The organism is Variovorax sp. R-27, assembly GCF_049913215.1.
GTDB lineage: Bacteria > Pseudomonadota > Gammaproteobacteria > Burkholderiales > Burkholderiaceae_C > Variovorax.
On record NZ_CP183984.1, the window covers coordinates 4,433,240 to 4,450,577 of the forward strand.

A 17,338-nucleotide genomic window follows, 5' to 3' on the forward strand; every position below is an offset into this window, starting at 1 on the left:
TCGTGATCAGCCCAGTGTGAATGCCTCGTGCACCGCGGACTGCACGGCGCCGCCGAGCACCGCGCCGCCGCCCGCGACGTAGATCCAGTCGCCGATGACGGCCGCGCCCACGGCGTGGCGCGGCGTGGCCATGGGAGCGTGGCGTTGCCAGGTGTCGTCCACGGGGTTGTAGCTTTCCATCTGGCCGAACACCTTGGCCTGGCGCGGTACGCCGCTGACGAGAATGCCGCCCTCCCCGCCCATGGCGAAGAAGCGGCCTCGATACACCACGAGGCCATGGCCCGAGCGCGCGGTAGGCAGCGGCGAGCGCAGCTCCCAGGTGTCGCGTGCGGGCAGGTAGACGTGGTGCAGGTCGGTGATGTATTCGAAGGTGTTGAAGCGCCCGCCGATCACGTGGATCTGGCCGCCGTTCGACACGCAGCCGACGTGGTCGCGCGCGCCGGGCAGCGGCTTGGCGGTGGACCAGCGATCGGCCTTGGGGTCGTAGACCTCGTGCCAGCTGACGCTCGCGCGTTCGGCAGCAGGCTCCGACGCTCCGCCGATCAGGTGCAGCGCGCCGTCGAGCATTACTGCAGCCGCCGCGCCGCGCGGTCGCGGCAGCGGCGCGATGGCAGTCCAGCGGTTGGCGGCAATGTCGTAGACGTAGGCGTTCGTGTCGGAGCGGCGGTTCTGCTCGACGAAACCGCCGAGCGCATAGACGCGGCCACCCTCGGCCGTCACCGCGACATGGTTAGCGCCGCGCGGCAGGGGCGCGCCGTCGAGCCAGCGGTCGGCCTTCGGGTCGTAGATGTGGTGGTAGTCGCGGTTGACCTTGCCCTCGCCATATCCGCCGACCACATGCATGCGCCCCATCGCGGCGGTAGCCCAGGCCATCTCGCTGCGCGGAATCGGCAAGGCCGCGCGCGGCTCCCAGCGGCCTTGCGGGCCGGGCGGCGCGGTGCTCTCGGTGAAGCGCTGCGCCTCCTGGTCGGGCGTCATGTGGTGCGGCACGCCGCCCTGCAGCTTGGCATAGGGCTCGGCCGACGAAGGCACTGCGGGCAGCGTGTCATGCGTGGCCGGATGCTGTGCACGCGCAGTGCCTGCCACCATGCCGGCAGCGGTCGCGAGGACGAAGCTTCGACGGTGCATGACGGGCTCCCTCATCAGGACAGCGGCGCGCCGGGCGCATCGGCCGCGCCGGTCGGCACCGCCGAAGGCTCGGGAATGTCTGGCATGGTCGGCATGTTGCGCGGCGCGTCGGACGGCATGTTGCCGCGGCCGATGGCCCCGCCCTGCGGCACCGTCAGCTCCATGCGGATGCGGCCCGGCGTCTTGCCACCACGCACGGCACCACCGCCACTACCGCCCGCTGCCACGGACGGCTTCAGGTACGCATACAGCTGCAGCACGGTCTGCACGTAGTTCTGCGTTTCCTTGTAGTTCGGGATCTTGTTGCCCGCGCGCTGCACCGCGCCCTCGCCCGCGTTGTAGGCGGCCAGCGCCAGCTCGATCTGGCCCGGGAACATCGCGATCAGGTCGCCGAGGTAGCGCGAGCCGGCAGCGATGTTGATGCGCGGGTCGAACAGCTTTTTCTCGATGGTATTGCGCTTGTCCGCCGACACGCCGTAGCGCTGAGCCGTCGCGGGCATCAGCTGCATGAGGCCCATGGCACCCTTGGGCGAGACGGCCTGCGCGTCGAAGCCCGACTCAGTCGCGATGAGCGCCTGCAGCAGTTCGTAGTCGATCGAATGCTTGTTCGATGCGTCGCGCAGCGCCGTCTTGGCGGTCTTGTAGCCAGGCGATGCCTCGAACATGGCGAGCAGGCTCTGCGAGGCAGGCGACACCTTGCCGTCGAGCTTGCGGCCACCACGGCCCAGCGGAGAAATGCCTTGCGCCGTGTCGAAGCTCTGGCCGCCGCGAAAGAAGATCTGGTAGCGCTCGTCGATCTTTTCGGAAGCGAAGTGCGCGATGCCCTTGCTGTCGATGTAGCCGTAGATGTCAGCGGCGTGCGCCAGCCCCTGCTGCGTACACAGCAGGAAGGCCAATAGCAACAAGCGCTTGAAAACTGACATGCGTGGTGGAGGAATCAAACATCGATGTCGACATCGTCGGCGCGCAACTCCATGAGTTCGCGCCGGGCTGCCGCTTCGCCCTTGCCCATGAGCTTGGTGATCTCGCCCTGGGTGGACGTGAAGTCGAACCGGCCCAATTGGACCTGCATCAGGCGCCGGGTGTCAGGATTGAGCGTGGTTTCCCACAATTGTTCCGCGCTCATTTCGCCCAGGCCCTTGAAGCGGCTGATGCTCCAGGCGCCTTCGCGCACGCCATCTTTACGCAATTTGTCGAGCGTGGCGGTCAGTTCGCCCTCGTCCAGCGCATAGACCTTGGAGGCCGGCTTCTTGCCGCGCGCGGGCGCATCGACCCGGAACAATGGCGGCTTTGCGACATACACGTGGCCGGCTTCGATGAGTTTCGGGAAGTGACGGAAGAACAGCGTGAGCAGCAGCACCTGGATGTGCGAGCCGTCCACGTCGGCATCGCTCAGGATGCAGACCTTGCCGTAGCGCAGGCCGCTCATGTCGGGCGTGTCGTTGGGGCCGTGCGGATCGACCCCTACGGCGACCGAGATGTCGTGGATTTCGGTGTTGGCGAACAGCCGGTCGCGCTCCACTTCCCAGGTGTTGAGCACCTTGCCGCGCAGGGGCAGGATCGCCTGGCTTTCCTTGTCGCGGCCCATCTTGGCGCTGCCGCCGGCGGAGTCGCCCTCGACCAGGAAGACTTCGTTGTGGCTGATGTCCTTGCTCTCGCAATCAGTGAGCTTGCCGGGCAGCACGGCCACGCCGGAGCCCTTGCGCTTCTCGACCTTCTGGCCGGCGCGCTGGCGCGTCTGCGCGGCCTTGATGGCCAACTCAGCCAGCTTCTTGCCGTAGTCGACATGCTGGTTGAGCCATAGCTCGAGCGCGGGACGCACGAAGCTCGACACCAGGCGCACGGCATCGCGCGAGTTCAGGCGTTCCTTGATCTGGCCCTGGAACTGCGGATCGAGCACCTTGGCGCTCAGCACGTACGAAGCGCGCGCAAACACGTCTTCGGGCAGCAGCTTCACGCCCTTGGGCAGCAGCGAGTGCAGTTCGATGAAGCCCTTCACCGCGGTGAAGAGGCCGTCGCGCAGGCCGCTTTCGTGCGTGCCGCCGGCGCTGGTGGGAATCAGGTTGACGTAGCTCTCGCGCACTGGCTGGCCGTCTTCGGTGAAGGCCACGCACCAGTCGGCGCCCTCGCCTTCGGCGAAGTTGTCGGCGTTCTTGTCGGCATGGCCGCTGCCTTCGAACAGCGGGATGACGGGGTCGCCGTTGAGCGTCTGCATCAGGTAGTCGCTCAGGCCGCCCTTGTAGAGCCACTGCTGTGTTTCCTTGGTTTTCTCGTTCGTGAGCGTGACGCTCACGCCGGGCATCAGCACGGCCTTGCTGCGCAGCAGGTGCGTGAGCTCGCCCATGGGCAGCACGGCGGTTTCGAAGTACTTGGCGTCGGGCCAGGCGCGCACGGTGGTGCCCTGCTTGCGCTCGCCCGCTTCGAGCTTGCGGATTTCGAGCGCCTCGATCACATCGCCGGCACTGAAGGCCAGCTTGGCGGCCGAGCCTTCCCGGTGCGAGGTGACTTCGAGCCGCTTCGACAGCGCATTGGTCACCGACACGCCCACTCCGTGCAGGCCGCCCGAGAAGCTGTAGGCGCCGCCCGAGCCCTTGTCGAACTTGCCGCCCGCATGCAGCCGGGTGTACACGAGTTCGATCACGGGGGCCTTTTCTTCAGGGTGCAGGCCGAAGGGAATGCCCCGGCCGTCGTCTTCGACGCTGACCGAGCCGTCGGTGTGCAGGGTGACCTTGATCTTCTTGCCGTAGCCCGCGAGCGCCTCGTCGGCCGCGTTGTCGAGCACTTCCTGGATGATGTGCAGCGGGTTGTCGGTGCGGGTGTACATGCCCGGGCGCTGCTTGACGGGCTCGAGGCCCTTGAGCACGCGGATGGAGCCTTCCGAGTAGCCGGAGGATGCGGACGGTGAATTGGGGGGAGTCTTGGGGGGAGTCGCCATGGGGGCGGATTGTAGTCAGTCGCCGCCAAATGACTGGATACCCATACAGGGGCCTCCGGCCGCAGCCGGAGGTTTGCATGATGGCCGGGCCTACTTGTCGATGATGACCTGACCGGTGTAAGCCAGCGAGGCAAGCTCGGGCCTGGCCTTTTCAGCCGGCTCCATGTCCAGAACGATGCTCCCGGTCACCAGGCCGAACGACGGCGACATGCGCACGTACTTCGTTTCGCCGGCTTCGAGGGAAATGCCGAGCGTCTTCCTCAGGTCGCTCATGGTCGCGGCCTGGTAGGTGCCGGCGGGATGGTCGACATAGAAGAAGCCGCCGGACTTCGAAGCTCCCACCACCACCTTGTCGAGGCGAATGAGCGGCTGCAATGCCGAGCCGTAGGGGGTTGCAGCGCGGAAGAAAAAGATGCGGCCTTCGCCGGGCTTCACCTTGGGAATGGTGCCGGACATGTCCTGATATTTGGTGCCGGTAACGGCGCAGCCCGCAATCGCGATAGTCATCACCGTGAGTACGGCAAGCTTCAGGGCGGTTCTTTTCATTGTTTGAATTCCTCGTGAGGAAAAAGCACTGCAGATGAATGTAACGAATTACAAACATGGATTTACGAGGCCCGCGTCAGCTTGATGCGCCGATTGCATCAAAACCGCCCCGATAAATCATCAATGGCTTTGGCCGCCGTGCCACCTGCCAAAGCAGGCGAATCGTTACATTCGAAGTCATGCAATCCCCCGCCGCCCCTGCTCTCTCGGTCAAGCAAGTCCTGTTCTGCGGGGCAATGATCGTCACGCTCTCGATGGGCATCCGCCACGGCTTCGGGCTCTGGCTGCAGCCGATCACGCAGGCGCAGGACTGGAGCCGGCAGACCTTCTCGTTCGCGCTGGCCATCCAGAACCTCTCGTGGGGCATCTTCGGCGTGTTCGCGGGCATGCTGGCCGACAGGTTCGGCGCGTTCCGGGTGTTGATCGGAGGCTCGGTGTTCTATGCGCTGGGGCTGTTCGGCATGGCGCATTCGCCTACGCCGCTGCTCTTCACACTGAGTGCGGGCGTACTGATTGGCGCGGCGCAGGCAGGTTCGACCTATGCGGTGATCTACGGCGTGATCGGGCGGCAGATTCCGGCCGAGCGGCGATCGTGGGCCATGGGCGTGGCGGCGGCGGCCGGCTCGTTCGGCCAGTTCCTGATGGCGCCCATCGAGGGGCGGCTGATCGGCCACCTGGGCTGGCAGACAGCGCTGGCCGTTGTGGCTGTGCTGGTGCTGGTGATCATCCCGCTGGCCTTCGGCCTGCGCGAACCGAAGACGGCAGCGCTGGCCGGGCACCGCGAACAGTCGGTGCTGCAGGCGGTGGGCGAAGCTTTCCGCTACCCGAGCTTCGGGCTGCTGATGGCGGGCTACTTCGTCTGCGGCTTCCAGCTGGCGTTCATCGGCATCCACATGCCGACCTACCTGCGCGACCGCGCGCTGCCGGCCGAGGTGGCTGGCTACGCGCTGGCGCTGATCGGGCTGTTCAACGTGTTCGGCACGTATACGGTGGGGCTGCTGGGGCAGAAGCTGGCCAAGCGCAAGATCCTCGCGGCGATCTACTTCGCACGGGCCGTGTCGATCGCGCTGTTCCTGATGGCGCCAATCTCGCCGCTCAGCGTGTATGTGTTCTCGGCGGCAATGGGCTTCCTGTGGCTGTCCACCGTGCCTGCGACCAATGCGATCGTGGCGGGCATCTTCGGCGTGGCACATCTGTCGATGCTCAGCGGCTTCGTGTTCCTGAGCCACCAGGTCGGCTCGTTCCTGGGCGTGTGGCTCGGTGGCTACCTGTACGACACCACCGGTAGCTACGACATCGTCTGGTACATCGCGATCGCGCTGGGCGTGTTCGCGGCGCTGATCAACCTGCCGGTGAAGGAAAGCGCCATTGCGCGCTCGTCGCCGCAGCCGGCCGGTGCCGCAGGCTGACGGGATTGCGTATAAACCAGGGCCATGACTCCGCAAATGCGCCACCACATCATCCACGCGGGCTGGCTGGCCGCCGCGCTGGCTGTGCTGGGCGGCGTGTTCGCGCTTTACGTTCACCCGGACTTTCTGGTGACGCTGGTCGATCAGATCTGGTCCTGCTTCTGAGGCCGGGCCGGTCATGAAAGACGTAGCACCCATGCACGGCCTGTCCGCGCCTTCCGAATGGATCGTCCGCTGGTCGCACCTGCTTGCGCCTGGCGCCACGGTGCTCGACGTGGCCTGCGGCGCCGGGCGGCACATGCAGTGGTTCGCGGGCCGCGGGCACCCGGTCACCGGTGTCGACCGCTCGCCCGAAGCCGTCGAGGCGGCCGGCGCCTTCGGCCGCACCGTCGAGGCGGACATCGAATCCGGCCCCTGGCCCTTCACCGGCCAGGCCTTCGGCGCTGTCGTCGTCACCAACTACCTCTGGCGCCCGCGCATGGCCGACATCGTGGACGCTGTGGCGCCGGGCGGCATGCTGCTCTACGAAACCTTCGCCGCGGGCAACGAGACCGTCGGCAAGCCCTCGCGCCCCGACTTCCTGCTGCAGCCCGGCGAGTTGCTGGCAGCCTGCGCCGGCCTGCGGGTGGTGGCCTACGAAGACGGCTTCATCCCTGAACCGGCGCGCTTCGTGCAGCGAATCGCAGCCATACGCCCGGCCGCACCCGACGCCGGCCAGCCCGCCCGCCACCTCCTTAAGGGAAACTGAGGGGGCCGGGGCGGCTGTCTTGCAGGGCGCCGGAGTAAGTAGAATCGGCGCTTTCGTCCACCGACAAAGAGATTCCCCCTTGGAGCAACTGACAGGCAGCATCGTCGCGCTCGTCACGCCGATGCACGACGACGGCAGTGTCGACTACCCCGCCCTGCGGCGGCTCATCGACTGGCACATCGAAGAAGGCACCGACTGCCTTGGCGTGGTCGGCACCACCGGCGAATCGCCGACGGTCGATGTCGAAGAGCACTGCGAAATCATCCGTGTCTCGGTCGAGCAGGCCAAGGGCCGCGTGCCCGTGATGGCCGGCTGCGGCGCGAATTCGACCAAGGAAGCCATCGAGCTCGCCAAGTTCGCCAAGGGCGTGGGCGCCGATTCGCAGCTCCAGGTCGTGCCGTACTACAACAAGCCCACGCAAGAGGGCCAGTACCAGCACTTCAAGGCCATTGCCGAGGCCGTGGGCGACCTGCCCATCGTGCTTTACAACGTGCCCGGCCGTACCGTTGCCGATATGGCGCACGACACCGTGCTGCGCCTGGCGCAGGTGCCCGGCATCATCGGCATCAAGGAAGCCACCGGCAACATCGAGCGGGCCCAGTGGCTCATTCGCGACCTGCCGAAGAACTTTGCCGTCTACTCCGGCGACGACCCGACCGCGGTCGCGCTCATGCTCTGCGGCGGCCAGGGCAACATCAGCGTCACGGCCAACATTGCGCCGCGCAAGATGCACGAGCTGTGCGTGGCGGCGCTGGCAGGCGACGTCAAGCGCGCCATGCAGATCCAGTTCGAGCTCATGCCGCTGCACCGCAACCTCTTCGTCGAGCCCAATCCGATTCCGCTGAAGTGGGCCATGGCCCGGCTCGGCCTTTGCGGCGGCGCGCTGCGCCTGCCGCTCACCGAACTCGGCGAAGCGAGCCGCCCCGCAGTCGAAGGCGCCCTGCGCGCCACCGGCCTGCTGAAGGGCTGAGCACCCCTCCCCCTACATTCCGGAACTGCCTTTTCCCTGGTCGCAGCAAGGTTAAGCAACCTTTTGCCCGAACCGTGCTCTGAGATGGCGGGCACTGCGGCCCATAGATAGACCGAACCATTCCAACAAGGAAGACGACGTTGAAGAACCTTTCGCGACTTGCACTGCTGGCCCTCGTTGCCAGCCTCGCCGCCTGCTCCGTCCTCGAGAGCGACAAGATCGACTACAAGAGCGCAGGCAAGGCCCCGACGCTCGAAGTCCCACCCGATCTCTCCCAACTCTCGCGCGACAACCGCTATGCCATTCCCGGCGGCGCCGTGACTGCCAATGCCTACCAGGCCGGCATCGCCAACGCCCCCGGCATCCCCACCGCCGTGAGCAACATCGGCGACGTGCGCATGGAGCGCTCGGGCACGCAGCGCTGGATCATCGTCAACCGCACGCCTGACCAGCTCTGGGACCCGGTGAAAGACTTCTGGCAGGAAAGCGGCTTCCTGCTGACCACCGACCAGCGCAACCTGGGCATCATGGAAACCGACTGGGCCGAGAACCGCGCCAAGCTGCCGCAGGACATCATCCGCGGCACGCTGGGCAAGCTGGTCGATTCGGTCTACTCGACCGGCGAACTCGACCGCTTCCGCACCCGCCTGGAGCGCACGCCGACCGGTACCGAGATCTTCATCAGCCACCGCGGCATGCAAGAGGTCTACAACAACTCGCGCCAGGACCAGACCGTGTGGCAGCCCCGCCCCAGCGATCCTGAACTCGAGACCGAATTCCTGCGCCGCCTGATGGTCAAGCTCGGCGTCTCGCAAGAGCAGTCGAAGATCCTGGCCGCTACCACCGCGCCGACCAAGACCGCCACCATCGCCAAGGTCGGCAACCAGCCGGTCGTGCAGATCAGCGAAGGCTTCGACCGCGCATGGCGCCGCGTCGGCCTCGCGCTCGACCGCACCGGCTTCACCGTGGAAGACCGCGATCGCAGCGCCGGCCTGTACTACGTGCGCTACGTGACGCCCGATCCCGACAAGAAGGAGCCCGGCTTCTTCGGCAAGCTGTTCAGCGGCTCGAGCAAGACCGAAGCGCCGCTCAAGTTCCGCATCTCGGTCAAGGGCCAGGGCGAAGCCACCACGGTGTCGGTGCTCAACGAAACCGGTGCGCCCGAAACCTCGGCGAATGCCGAGCGCATCGTCAAGGTCATCGCCGACGACCTGAAGTAACCCGAATGCTCCGCTTCCGAAGTCTCGGCAGCGGCAGCACGGGCAACGCTGCGCTGGTCGAAGCGACCAGCGGCGGCCGCACCTCCCGCCTCCTGATCGACTGCGGCTTCGGCATCAAGCAGCTCGATCTGCGGTTGGCCCAGGCGGGCCTTGCCGCCGGCGACATCGATGCGGTCTTCGTGACCCATGAGCACGGCGACCACATCGGCTGCGCCCATTCGCTGTCGCGGCGCAACCGAATTCCAGTCTGGATGAGCGAAGGCACCTGGCTCGCCACCGGCGGCCGCGATTTCGAGGGCCTGCTGAACCTGGCGCGCGACGATGCGGAGTTTGCGGTCGGCGACATCTGCGTGCAGCCCTTCACCGTTCCCCACGATGCGCGCGAACCGCTGCAGCTGCGCTGCACCGACGGCAACCGCACGCTGGGCGTGCTGACCGATCTGGGCCACGCCACGGCCCACGTGCTGGCCCGCCTGAGCGGTGTGCATGCGCTGTTGCTGGAGTTCAACCACGACAGCGATCTGCTGGCCAACTCGGCTTATCCGCCTTTTCTCAAGCACCGAGTCGGCGGCAACTACGGGCACTTGTCGAACACGGCCGCGGCCGAGATCGCACGCGCGGTGCTGCACGACGGCCTGCGCCATGTGGTCGCGGCGCACTTGAGCGAGCAGAACAATCGGCCCGAGATCGTGCGGCGCCTGATGGCCGAAGCGCTCGGCGGTGATGAAGCCGAGATGCTTACCGCCACCGCATCAGAGGGCTCGCCCTGGCTCGACGTGTGAGCCGAAGCGCCCTCACTCTCTCCTAAGAAAAAAAGCCGCCTCATGGCGGCTTTTTGCATGGCGGATACCTTGCTTATTGCTTCGGCGCTTCATTCTTCTTCGCGGCCTCGGTAGCTGCGTTCGCGGCATCGAGTGCAGACGAAGCACCGGGTGCAGGCGCTGCGGCGGGATCGGTGGCAGGCGCAGGGGCCGGAGCGGGCGCAGGTTCGGTCACGGGCGCAGGAGGCGGCGTCACGACAGCCGGCGCTGCATCCTCCTTCTTTCCGCAGGCGACGAGCGCGGCAGCGGCAATCAGCGAGGCAATCAGGACGGACGATGACTTCTTCATGGAATCTCCTTTGGCAATGAAGGTCTGGACGAAAAAATTCTAGACCTGCATACCCGCCCGAATATGTCTCGCGGCCGCATTCGCGGCATTGGCTTACAAGCCGAGTGTCGATGCAGGAAAGGCGGGCCGCGCAAGGCGCCAGCACTCGTCGATGGCCTCGCGCAACGCACGGCGCGCACGCGCGTCGTCACCGCTCACGCCCCTGCTGCGCTCGGGGTCGATGCGGTGCACGAACCACGTGGGCGTCCAGATGGCGCTCGGCACTTCGGAACCCGCGGCTTTGCCGGTGGCGCGGCATTCGATGATGTGATCCCACATGCGGCGCCACGGCACGAAGCGCGCGTGGCCGCGCTCGAGAACATCGAAGCGCTGCGCGAGCAACATCAGGCGGCGGCCGCTGGCCGACCAGGCCTGCAGCGCTTCGATGGTCGCGCGCTCGCCCAGGGGCCAGTCGGCGAAGTCGGGGTCGCTGAAGACGATCTCTTTCCAGCCCTGCTGCGCCGCGGCCGACAGCGCGCCGCGCAGGAGCGCATCGAAGGCCTCGCGGCCATCGAAGCGCCCTTCGGGCAACGATAGGCTGGGCGCGTCGTCATTCGGCATGAAGCCACCCTGCTTCGCACCACTCGCCCAGCAACGCGAGTGCGCCTTCGCTCGCACGGGCCAGCTCGCGTGCGCCGAGCGCGCGCTGGTCGGCCAGACGGCGCATCAGCGTCGCGTCGGCACCGCCTGCGCGAAAGCTCTCGCCGTTGATGTAGATGTGCCGCGTGTCGTAGAGCATGCGCGTGCGGCGGTCGAGCGCCACGTGCTGCATCGCATCGGGCGCCTCGCCGCCTTCGCCGAACCAGACGTTGGCCTTGGGCTCGGTGAGTGACTCGCCCAGCGCGCGATCGACGGCGTCAGGGTCGCGCAGTGCGGCCTCGATGGCCTTGCGCGCGAAGCCCTGGAGCGCGGCAGGCATTGCGGCTGGCGCATCGACCGCGGGCTGTGCCGGATCGCGGTAGCGCGCCAGCTCCGCCGGCCCGGCATCTTCCAGATCTTCTGCATAGGCCTGCGCCATGCGCGCCAGCAGGTCCGCGCCGAGCTCACCCAGGGCCGACGAACGCAGGCCGATGGAGCAAGTCATGCAATCGTCGCCCACGGCCACGCCGTCGTGGGCATAGCGCGGAGGCAGATACAACATGTCGCCGGGCTCGAGCACGAAGGTCTGCTCAGGCTCGAAGTTCTCGAGAATCTTGAGCGGCACGCCCGGCTGCAGGCGCAGGTCGCTCTGCTTGCCGATGGACCAGCGGCGGCGTCCCTGTGCCTGCAGCAAGAAAACGTCGTAGCTGTCGAAATGCGCGCCCACGCCGCCGGTGTCGCTCGCGTAGCTGATCATCAGGTCGTCGAGGCGGGCGTCAGGTAGAAAGCGAAACTGCCGCAACAGTTCGTGCACGCCCTCGTGATGCAGGTCGACGCCCTGCACCAGCAGCGTCCAGGCCGGCTGCTTCAACGGCGGCAGGGCGCGCCGGGCCAGCGGCCCATGCTTGAGCGACCAGCCAGCCTTGCCGTGGCGGATCAAGCGCGATTCGACGTCCTCACGCTCGGCCAGGGCGAACAGCTCAGTACGCTCGATCGGTGGCACCATCGCGGGTATCGCCTGGCGGACGAGCAAAGGTTTTTTCTGCCAGTACCGCCGCATGAACTGCGCGGCGCTCAGGCCGCCGAGCAACGGCAGCGGTTGGTTAATCTCCATGGGAGAATTCTGCAATGGAAATCTCTGAACAATGCGTGGTCGGCTTGACCTGGACCATGAAAGACACGCTCGGCGACGTGCTGGATGTGCTCGACGAGCCGGTGGAATTCATGGTCGGCGGCGACGATCTCTTCGACGTGATCGAAGCGGCCCTGCAAGGCCATGAGCCCGGCGCCCGGGTGCAGCTGCAAATTGAACCCGAACAGGGCTTCGGTGACTTCAACGACCAGTTGCTCTTTCTGGAACCCCGCTCGCTCTTCCCTGAAGGCACGGAAGAAGGCATGACCTTCGACGGCTCCGCCCTGCCCAAGGGCGTGAACAGCAACATTCCAAAAGACGCGATCTACACCGTGGCCGAGATCTATCCCGATCACCTGGTGCTCGACGGCAACCATCCGCTGGCCGGCATCGCGATCCGGCTCGACATCACGGTGCGTTCGGTGCGCGAGGCCACCGAAGAGGAAGTCGGCCGCGGCTCGGCAGGCACGGGCTTCTTCAAGGTGTCGCCGATGGCGCCAAGCAACCAGACGCTGCACTGACCAAAGGGCCGCCAGCGAGCGCCCACAAAAAAAGCCGGGCGGCGCCCGGCTTTTTCACGCCCCGAAGGACGAAGCGACTTACATGCGCGAGATCTGACCGTTGTCGATGCGCACGCGGTCGCCGATGCGCAGGTCACCCGGGCTCTGCACGTCGAAGGCGCGGAAGCCGCCGCGGTCGGTCTGCACCGACACGCGATAGGTTTCATAGGCGCGCGGGCCGTTCTGCTGGGCCTCGATGGTGTTGCCCAGCAAGGCGCCGCCCACGATGCCCAGCGCGGTGGCTGCGGCACGGCCATTGCCGCGCCCGAACTGGTTGCCCACCACCCCGCCGATGACGCCGCCGGCGACAGCGCCGCCGCCCGTGGTGCCGGTGCCAGCGGTTTCGCTGCGCAGCACCTCGATGTTGGCCACATGGCCGTACTCGACATAGGAAGCTTCGCGGTACTGAATGGCCTGCGGAGGCGCCTGGTACGGATAGCGCGAGGTCTGGTAGACCGGCGCCGGTGCCACGCATGCCGTAAGCGTGGCCACGGCCAGCACGGAAGCGGTGACGGAAACAAAGCGCATTGAGATCTTCATGTTGGGAGGCTCCTCGAATAGAACGATGCATGAAGAATGCATGCATCGGCTTGTGTCTGCCTGACTAACGCCGCAGCGCCCGCTGCGATGACGTCAGAACACACACTGATACCTTCGAGGCCGGCCGGCCTTTGCCGGTTCCGCTCTTTACCGCTCGGAAACCCAACTTCCCTCCCAGATCGGCTCAGTGCTTGCCCGTGGAGCCGTAGCCGCCCTCGCCCCGTTGCGAAGGTGCAAAGTCTGTGACCACCCGAAACTGCGCCTGCACCACCGGCACGATCACCAGTTGCGCGAGCCGTTCCATCGGCTGCAGCACGAAAGGCGTGTCGCTGCGGTTCCAGGCGCTGATCTTCAGCTCGCCCTGGTAGTCGCTGTCGATCAGGCCGACGAGGTTGCCCAGCACGATGCCGTGCTTGTGGCCCAGCCCGGAGCGCGGAAGGATCAGCGCCGCATAGGCCGGGTCGGCAAGGTGGATGGCAATGCCGGTGCCCACGAGCTGCCAGCCATTGGGCTCCAGCGTGATGGGGGCATCGAGGCAGGCCCGCAGATCGAGGCCGGCGCTTCCGGGAGTGGCATACGCGGGCAATTGATCCACCATGCGCGGATCGAGGATACGAACGTCGACTTTCACTTACTTGCTGCCTTGCTTCTGTTGCTGTTCTTTTTGCTTGCGGGCGGCTTCCTCGAGCACCTGCTGCCATTTGGCGACGCCGGGGGTGAGCTTCACGCCCTTCAATTTCTTGCCGAACCAGACGGCCAGGCCCGCCAGCAGGACCAGCACGCCGAACGGCACGCCGGCCGCCCACAGCACGAGGAACGCCAGTGCGCCGCCGACGCCCAGCACCTTGAGGGTCAGGGGGTCGAACGACCCGGGCTGTGACTTCGGCACTTCGCCGTTCGACGCTGCCTCGTTGCGTTGCTGCATGGCGGCAGTCACGGGGCCGCCCTGCTGCCCGGGTGCCGTCGTGATACCGACATCGAGCCCGGGCTCGCCGGGCTGCGCTGCCCTCTTCGGCAACGCGGCCTGCGCCGACAGCCGCTCGACATAGCGAGCGAAGTCGCCGTTCGGCGGCGTGTTCCATTGGGGATTCAGGTTCATCAGACCCTCCAGTCGGTAAGCCGGGCTGCAATTTCGGTCATCAGTTCGCGCGCCAGCGTGAGCTTGGGCGCGCGAGGGAGTTCGCGCACGCCATTGGCGTCCACCAGCAGCAGCGCGTTGTCGTCCTGCCCGAAGGTCAGTGGGCCGATGTTGCCGACCAGCAGCGGAATGCCCTTGCGCTCGCGCTTGGCCTTGGCGTGCTCGGCGAGGTTCTCGCTCTCGGCTGCGAAGCCAACGCAGAAGAGCTTCTTCGACTGGGCCCGCTCGCTCTTGGCGACCGTGAGGAGGATGTCGGCGTTCTCCACGAAATTCAGCACCGGTGTCTTGCCACTGCCGTCCTTCTTGATCTTCTGGTCGCTGTGCGTTGCGGGCCGCCAGTCGGCGACGGCGGCCGTAGCTACAAAAATGCTAGCAGACTGCGCAGCGCGGGTGGTCGCTTCGAGCATGTCTTGCGCCGACAGCACGTCGACGCGCGTCACGCCGCGCGGGGTCGGCAAGTGCACCGGGCCGGCCACCAGCGTGACCTCGGCGCCCGCCTCGCGGGCCGCACGGGCAATGGCAAAGCCCATCTTGCCGGACGAATGGTTGGTGATGCCGCGGATCGGGTCCAGCGCCTCGAAGGTCGGGCCGGCCGTGACCAGCACCTTCTGCCCCGCCAGCAGCTTGGGGCTGAAGAAGGCGGTGATGTCCTCGAGCAATTGCGCCGGCTCCAGCATGCGGCCGTCGCCGGTTTCGCCGCAGGCCTGCCAGCCGTTGCCCACGCCCAGCACGGTCGCGCCATCGGCCGACACCTGCATCAGGTTGCGCTGCGTGGCGGGATGGACCCACATCTCGCGGTTCATGGCTGGCGCGATCAGCAGAGGGACGCGGTCCATGGGGCGGGCCAGGCACATCAGGCTCAGAAGGTCGTCGGAGCGGCCCTGCACCAGCCGCGCGATGAAGTCTGCGCTGCAGGGCGCCAGCACGATCGCATCGGCCTCGCGGCTCAGGTTGATGTGCGGCATGTTGTTGGGCTCGCGGGTGTCCCACTGCGAGGTGTAGACCGTGCGCCCCGAGAGTGCCTGCATGGTCACCGGCGTGATGAACTGCTCGGCCGCCTCGGTCATCACGACCTGGACGGTCGCGCCCGCCTTGACGAACAGGCGGCACAGCTCGGCCGACTTGTAGCAGGCGATGCCCCCTGTGAGGCCCAGGACGATGTGTTTGCCGGCGAGATCTTGCATGGGGCGTATTGTTGCTCACATGCCATCGAACAAGCGGCAACAAGCCCTTGGCGAAAGGTGTCGCGAAGGGCACACCTATAATCGCAATTTCCCACTGCCCGGATCTATGGTCCGGAACTGGCATGACCAAATTTGTCTTCGTCACCGGTGGTGTCGTTTCTTCCCTTGGCAAGGGAATCGCCTCCGCCTCGCTCGCCGCGATCCTCGAATCGCGCGGCCTCCAAGTCACCCTCATCAAGCTCGATCCGTACATCAATGTCGACCCCGGCACGATGTCGCCCTTCCAGCATGGTGAAGTGTTCGTCACCGATGACGGCGCCGAGACCGACCTCGACCTCGGCCACTACGAGCGCTTCATCAACACGCGGATGCGCAAGGCCAACAACTTCACGACTGGCCAGATCTACAAGACCGTGCTCGAAAAAGAGCGCCGCGGCGACTACCTCGGCAAGACGGTGCAGGTGATTCCGCACATCACCAACGAAATCCAGGAATACATCAAGCGCGGCGCCGGCATCGGCACGGCGCACGAGGTGGACGTGGCCATCGTCGAAATCGGCGGCACCGTGGGCGACATCGAGTCGCTGCCCTTCCTCGAAGCCGTGCGCCAGATGAGTCTGCGCATGGGCCCGAACAACTCGGCCTTCGTGCACCTGAGCTACGTGCCCTGGATCGCCGCCGCCGGCGAACTCAAGACCAAGCCCACGCAGCACACCGCCAAGGAACTGCGCGCCATCGGCATCCAGGCCGACGCCCTGCTGTGCCGCGCCGACCGCCCGATTCCCGACGACGAGCGCGCCAAGATATCGCTGTTCTCGAACGTGCCCGAATGGGGCGTCATCTCGATGTGGGACGTGGACACCATCTACAAGGTGCCCCGCATGCTGCACGAGCAAGGCTTGGACGGCCTGATCTGCGACAAGCTGCGCATCAACACCCCGCCCGCCAAGCTGCAGCGCTGGGACGACCTGGTGTACGAAGTCGAGCATCCGCAAAAGGAAGTGTCGATTGCCATGGTCGGCAAGTACGTCGACCTGTCGGACAGCTACAAGTCGCTGAACGAAGCACTGCGCCACGCCGGCATGAAGAACCATGCCCGCGTGAAGATCGACTACATCGACTCCGAAACCATCTCGGCACAAGACGTGTCGCGCCTGGCCAAGTACGACGCCATCCTGGTGCCCGGCGGCTTCGGCCAGCGCGGCGTCGAGGGCAAGATCTCGGCTGCCCGCTTCGCCCGCGAAGGCAAGGTGCCCTACCTCGGCATCTGCCTGGGCATGCAGGTTGCCACCATCGAATACGCCCGCCACGTGGCCGGCCTGAAGAACGCCAACAGCACCGAGTTCGACCCCGAGACGCCTACCCCCGTGATCGCGTTGATCACCGAGTGGAAGGACCGCGACGGCACTGTGAAGACGCGCGACGAGAAGTCCGACCTCGGCGGCACGATGCGCCTGGGCGCGCAAAGCTCCGACGTGGCTCCCGGCACGCTGGCGCACAGCATCTACGGCGACGTGGTCACGGAGCGCCACCGCCACCGCTACGAAGCCAACGTGAACTACCTCGACGAGCTGCGCAACGCCGGCCTCGTGATCTCCGCGCTCACGCAGCGCGAGCACCTGACCGAGATCGTCGAGCTGCCGCAGGACGTGCATCCGTGGTTCATCGGCGTGCAGTTCCACCCCGAGTTCAAGTCGACCCCGTGGGGCGGCCACCCGCTGTTCAACGCCTTCATCAAGGCTGCGCTCGAGCACAAGGACAAGGGCGCCGGCAGCACCAACAAGACACTGAAGGCGGTCGCATGAGCAGCGGCTACGTCATCGCCCACGTCGAGGTGACCAACCCGACGCAGTACGAGGAATACAAGAAGTGGTCGACTGTCGCCATGCAGGCGCACGGCGCCGAAGTGTGCGTGCGGGGCGGCCAGATTCAACCGCTCGAAGGCGACTGGAAGCCCACGCGCATCGTCATCCTCAAGTTCGCCAGCTTCGAGAAGGCCAAGGCCTTCTACGAGACACCCGAGTACCTCAAGGCACGCGAAGCGCGTGCCGGCGCGGCAATCATGAACATGATCGCCGTCGAAGGCCTCTGATCCCAATT

Annotated in this window: 20 protein-coding genes; 9 read left to right on the forward strand and 11 right to left on the reverse strand. The window is 66.2% G+C overall.

What is annotated here, in order from left to right; all coding sequences use genetic code 11:
- Positions 1–6: 6 nt before the first annotated feature.
- The 4 genes from ACN9MV_RS20795 to ACN9MV_RS20810 form a co-directional block, all read right to left on the reverse strand.
- Entirely contained in the window at positions 7–1,128 is a 1,122-nt protein-coding gene (locus ACN9MV_RS20795) for a Kelch repeat-containing protein (RefSeq protein ID WP_426389272.1), read from the reverse strand.
- A gap of 14 nt (positions 1,129–1,142) precedes the next feature.
- The gene (locus ACN9MV_RS20800) at positions 1,143–2,051 is read right to left on the reverse strand and encodes a lytic transglycosylase domain-containing protein (protein WP_426389273.1); all 909 of its coding nucleotides are present in this window, start codon (positions 2,049–2,051) and stop codon (positions 1,143–1,145) included.
- Positions 2,052–2,065: 14 nt separating this feature from the next.
- Positions 2,066–4,063: a DNA topoisomerase IV subunit B gene (locus tag ACN9MV_RS20805; RefSeq protein ID WP_093050902.1), complete on the reverse strand. Its 1,998-nt coding sequence runs from the start codon at positions 4,061–4,063 to the stop codon at positions 2,066–2,068.
- 90 nt (positions 4,064–4,153) lie between these two features.
- A complete protein-coding gene (locus tag ACN9MV_RS20810; RefSeq protein ID WP_426389274.1) occupies positions 4,154–4,609 on the reverse strand; it encodes a DUF2846 domain-containing protein in 456 nt (151 codons plus the stop codon).
- Positions 4,610–4,788: 179 nt separating this feature from the next.
- Here ACN9MV_RS20810 and ACN9MV_RS20815 point away from each other — a divergent pair, with 179 nt between their 5' ends.
- From ACN9MV_RS20815 to ACN9MV_RS20840, 6 genes are all read left to right on the forward strand, one after another.
- Positions 4,789–6,018 carry an MFS transporter gene (locus ACN9MV_RS20815; RefSeq protein WP_426389275.1) on the forward strand — a complete coding sequence of 410 codons (1,230 nt, stop codon included), beginning with the start codon at positions 4,789–4,791 and terminating at the stop codon, positions 6,016–6,018.
- Positions 6,019–6,042: 24 nt separating this feature from the next.
- Positions 6,043–6,183 carry a hypothetical protein gene (locus ACN9MV_RS20820; protein WP_176928714.1) on the forward strand — a complete coding sequence of 47 codons (141 nt, stop codon included), beginning with the start codon at positions 6,043–6,045 and terminating at the stop codon, positions 6,181–6,183.
- A 13-nt stretch (positions 6,184–6,196) separates the two neighbouring features.
- Positions 6,197–6,766 (forward strand): class I SAM-dependent methyltransferase, encoded by a 570-nt coding sequence (locus ACN9MV_RS20825; RefSeq protein WP_426389277.1) that lies wholly within the window; start codon positions 6,197–6,199, stop codon positions 6,764–6,766.
- Positions 6,767–6,887: 121 nt separating this feature from the next.
- Positions 6,888–7,736 carry a 4-hydroxy-tetrahydrodipicolinate synthase gene (gene dapA / locus ACN9MV_RS20830; RefSeq protein WP_426393188.1) on the forward strand — a complete coding sequence of 283 codons (849 nt, stop codon included), beginning with the start codon at positions 6,888–6,890 and terminating at the stop codon, positions 7,734–7,736.
- Between the two features lie 140 nt (positions 7,737–7,876).
- Complete coding sequence (gene bamC / locus ACN9MV_RS20835; protein WP_093050915.1) at positions 7,877–8,956, forward strand: outer membrane protein assembly factor BamC; 1,080 nt, start codon at positions 7,877–7,879, stop codon at positions 8,954–8,956.
- Positions 8,957–8,961: 5 nt separating this feature from the next.
- A complete protein-coding gene (locus ACN9MV_RS20840; protein ID WP_097198777.1) occupies positions 8,962–9,738 on the forward strand; it encodes an MBL fold metallo-hydrolase in 777 nt (258 codons plus the stop codon).
- Between the two features lie 73 nt (positions 9,739–9,811).
- On the opposite strand, the gene ACN9MV_RS20845 is transcribed toward ACN9MV_RS20840, so the two are convergent.
- The 3 genes from ACN9MV_RS20845 to ACN9MV_RS20855 all read right to left on the reverse strand — a co-directional run bounded on the left by ACN9MV_RS20845 (position 9,812) and on the right by ACN9MV_RS20855 (position 11,798).
- The gene (locus ACN9MV_RS20845) at positions 9,812–10,066 is read right to left on the reverse strand and encodes a hypothetical protein (protein ID WP_093050920.1); all 255 of its coding nucleotides are present in this window, start codon (positions 10,064–10,066) and stop codon (positions 9,812–9,814) included.
- Between the two features lie 93 nt (positions 10,067–10,159).
- On the reverse strand, positions 10,160–10,666 hold the full coding sequence (locus ACN9MV_RS20850) for a hypothetical protein (RefSeq protein WP_426389279.1): 507 nt from the start codon (positions 10,664–10,666) through the stop codon (positions 10,160–10,162).
- The gene (locus tag ACN9MV_RS20855) at positions 10,656–11,798 is read right to left on the reverse strand and encodes a JmjC domain-containing protein (protein ID WP_093050926.1); all 1,143 of its coding nucleotides are present in this window, start codon (positions 11,796–11,798) and stop codon (positions 10,656–10,658) included. Before ACN9MV_RS20855 ends, ACN9MV_RS20850 begins: the two co-directional genes overlap by 11 nt.
- Positions 11,799–11,812: 14 nt before the next feature.
- On the opposite strand from ACN9MV_RS20855, the gene ACN9MV_RS20860 reads away from it, so the two are divergent.
- Positions 11,813–12,337: an FKBP-type peptidyl-prolyl cis-trans isomerase gene (locus ACN9MV_RS20860; protein WP_093050929.1), complete on the forward strand. Its 525-nt coding sequence runs from the start codon at positions 11,813–11,815 to the stop codon at positions 12,335–12,337.
- A 78-nt stretch (positions 12,338–12,415) separates the two neighbouring features.
- Here ACN9MV_RS20860 and ACN9MV_RS20865 read toward each other — a convergent pair whose 3' ends face one another.
- The 4 genes from ACN9MV_RS20865 to coaBC all read right to left on the reverse strand — a co-directional run bounded on the left by ACN9MV_RS20865 (position 12,416) and on the right by coaBC (position 15,238).
- A complete protein-coding gene (locus tag ACN9MV_RS20865; protein ID WP_093080054.1) occupies positions 12,416–12,916 on the reverse strand; it encodes a glycine zipper 2TM domain-containing protein in 501 nt (166 codons plus the stop codon).
- Between the two features lie 184 nt (positions 12,917–13,100).
- Positions 13,101–13,547: a dUTP diphosphatase gene (gene dut / locus ACN9MV_RS20870; RefSeq protein WP_007835673.1), complete on the reverse strand. Its 447-nt coding sequence runs from the start codon at positions 13,545–13,547 to the stop codon at positions 13,101–13,103.
- Positions 13,548–14,015 (reverse strand): hypothetical protein, encoded by a 468-nt coding sequence (locus ACN9MV_RS20875; RefSeq protein ID WP_256328867.1) that lies wholly within the window; start codon positions 14,013–14,015, stop codon positions 13,548–13,550.
- Complete coding sequence (coaBC, locus tag ACN9MV_RS20880; protein WP_093050936.1) at positions 14,015–15,238, reverse strand: bifunctional phosphopantothenoylcysteine decarboxylase/phosphopantothenate--cysteine ligase CoaBC; 1,224 nt, start codon at positions 15,236–15,238, stop codon at positions 14,015–14,017. The genes ACN9MV_RS20875 and coaBC overlap by 1 nt, the downstream gene beginning before the upstream one ends.
- Before the next feature lie 122 nt (positions 15,239–15,360).
- Here coaBC and ACN9MV_RS20885 point away from each other — a divergent pair, with 122 nt between their 5' ends.
- Together ACN9MV_RS20885 and ACN9MV_RS20890 are read left to right on the forward strand one after the other, a co-directional pair.
- Positions 15,361–17,043 carry a CTP synthase gene (locus ACN9MV_RS20885; RefSeq protein ID WP_093050939.1) on the forward strand — a complete coding sequence of 561 codons (1,683 nt, stop codon included), beginning with the start codon at positions 15,361–15,363 and terminating at the stop codon, positions 17,041–17,043.
- Positions 17,040–17,330 carry a DUF1330 domain-containing protein gene (locus ACN9MV_RS20890; protein WP_093050941.1) on the forward strand — a complete coding sequence of 97 codons (291 nt, stop codon included), beginning with the start codon at positions 17,040–17,042 and terminating at the stop codon, positions 17,328–17,330. The genes ACN9MV_RS20885 and ACN9MV_RS20890 overlap by 4 nt, the downstream gene beginning before the upstream one ends.
- The last annotated feature ends 8 nt before the right edge of the window (positions 17,331–17,338 follow it).

Bases quoted from the DNA above. Each gene is read 5' to 3' on its own strand.
- ACN9MV_RS20795 (WP_426389272.1), bottom strand. From the start codon at position 1,128: ATGCACCGTCGAAGCTTCGTCCTCGCGACCGCTGCCGGCATGGTGGCA.
- ACN9MV_RS20800 (WP_426389273.1), bottom strand. From the start codon at position 2,051: ATGTCAGTTTTCAAGCGCTTGTTGCTATTGGCCTTCCTGCTGTGTACG.
- ACN9MV_RS20805 (WP_093050902.1), bottom strand. From the start codon at position 4,063: ATGGCGACTCCCCCCAAGACTCCCCCCAATTCACCGTCCGCATCCTCC.
- ACN9MV_RS20810 (WP_426389274.1), bottom strand. From the start codon at position 4,609: ATGAAAAGAACCGCCCTGAAGCTTGCCGTACTCACGGTGATGACTATC.
- ACN9MV_RS20815 (WP_426389275.1), top strand. From the start codon at position 4,789: ATGCAATCCCCCGCCGCCCCTGCTCTCTCGGTCAAGCAAGTCCTGTTC.
- ACN9MV_RS20820 (WP_176928714.1), top strand. From the start codon at position 6,043: ATGACTCCGCAAATGCGCCACCACATCATCCACGCGGGCTGGCTGGCC.
- ACN9MV_RS20825 (WP_426389277.1), top strand. From the start codon at position 6,197: ATGAAAGACGTAGCACCCATGCACGGCCTGTCCGCGCCTTCCGAATGG.
- dapA (WP_426393188.1), top strand. From the start codon at position 6,888: ATGCACGACGACGGCAGTGTCGACTACCCCGCCCTGCGGCGGCTCATC.
- ACN9MV_RS20840 (WP_097198777.1), top strand. From the start codon at position 8,962: ATGCTCCGCTTCCGAAGTCTCGGCAGCGGCAGCACGGGCAACGCTGCG.
- ACN9MV_RS20845 (WP_093050920.1), bottom strand. From the start codon at position 10,066: ATGAAGAAGTCATCGTCCGTCCTGATTGCCTCGCTGATTGCCGCTGCC.
- ACN9MV_RS20850 (WP_426389279.1), bottom strand. From the start codon at position 10,666: ATGCCGAATGACGACGCGCCCAGCCTATCGTTGCCCGAAGGGCGCTTC.
- ACN9MV_RS20855 (WP_093050926.1), bottom strand. From the start codon at position 11,798: ATGGAGATTAACCAACCGCTGCCGTTGCTCGGCGGCCTGAGCGCCGCG.
- ACN9MV_RS20860 (WP_093050929.1), top strand. From the start codon at position 11,813: ATGGAAATCTCTGAACAATGCGTGGTCGGCTTGACCTGGACCATGAAA.
- ACN9MV_RS20865 (WP_093080054.1), bottom strand. From the start codon at position 12,916: ATGAAGATCTCAATGCGCTTTGTTTCCGTCACCGCTTCCGTGCTGGCC.
- ACN9MV_RS20875 (WP_256328867.1), bottom strand. From the start codon at position 14,015: ATGAACCTGAATCCCCAATGGAACACGCCGCCGAACGGCGACTTCGCT.
- coaBC (WP_093050936.1), bottom strand. From the start codon at position 15,238: ATGCAAGATCTCGCCGGCAAACACATCGTCCTGGGCCTCACAGGGGGC.
- ACN9MV_RS20885 (WP_093050939.1), top strand. From the start codon at position 15,361: ATGACCAAATTTGTCTTCGTCACCGGTGGTGTCGTTTCTTCCCTTGGC.
- ACN9MV_RS20890 (WP_093050941.1), top strand. From the start codon at position 17,040: ATGAGCAGCGGCTACGTCATCGCCCACGTCGAGGTGACCAACCCGACG.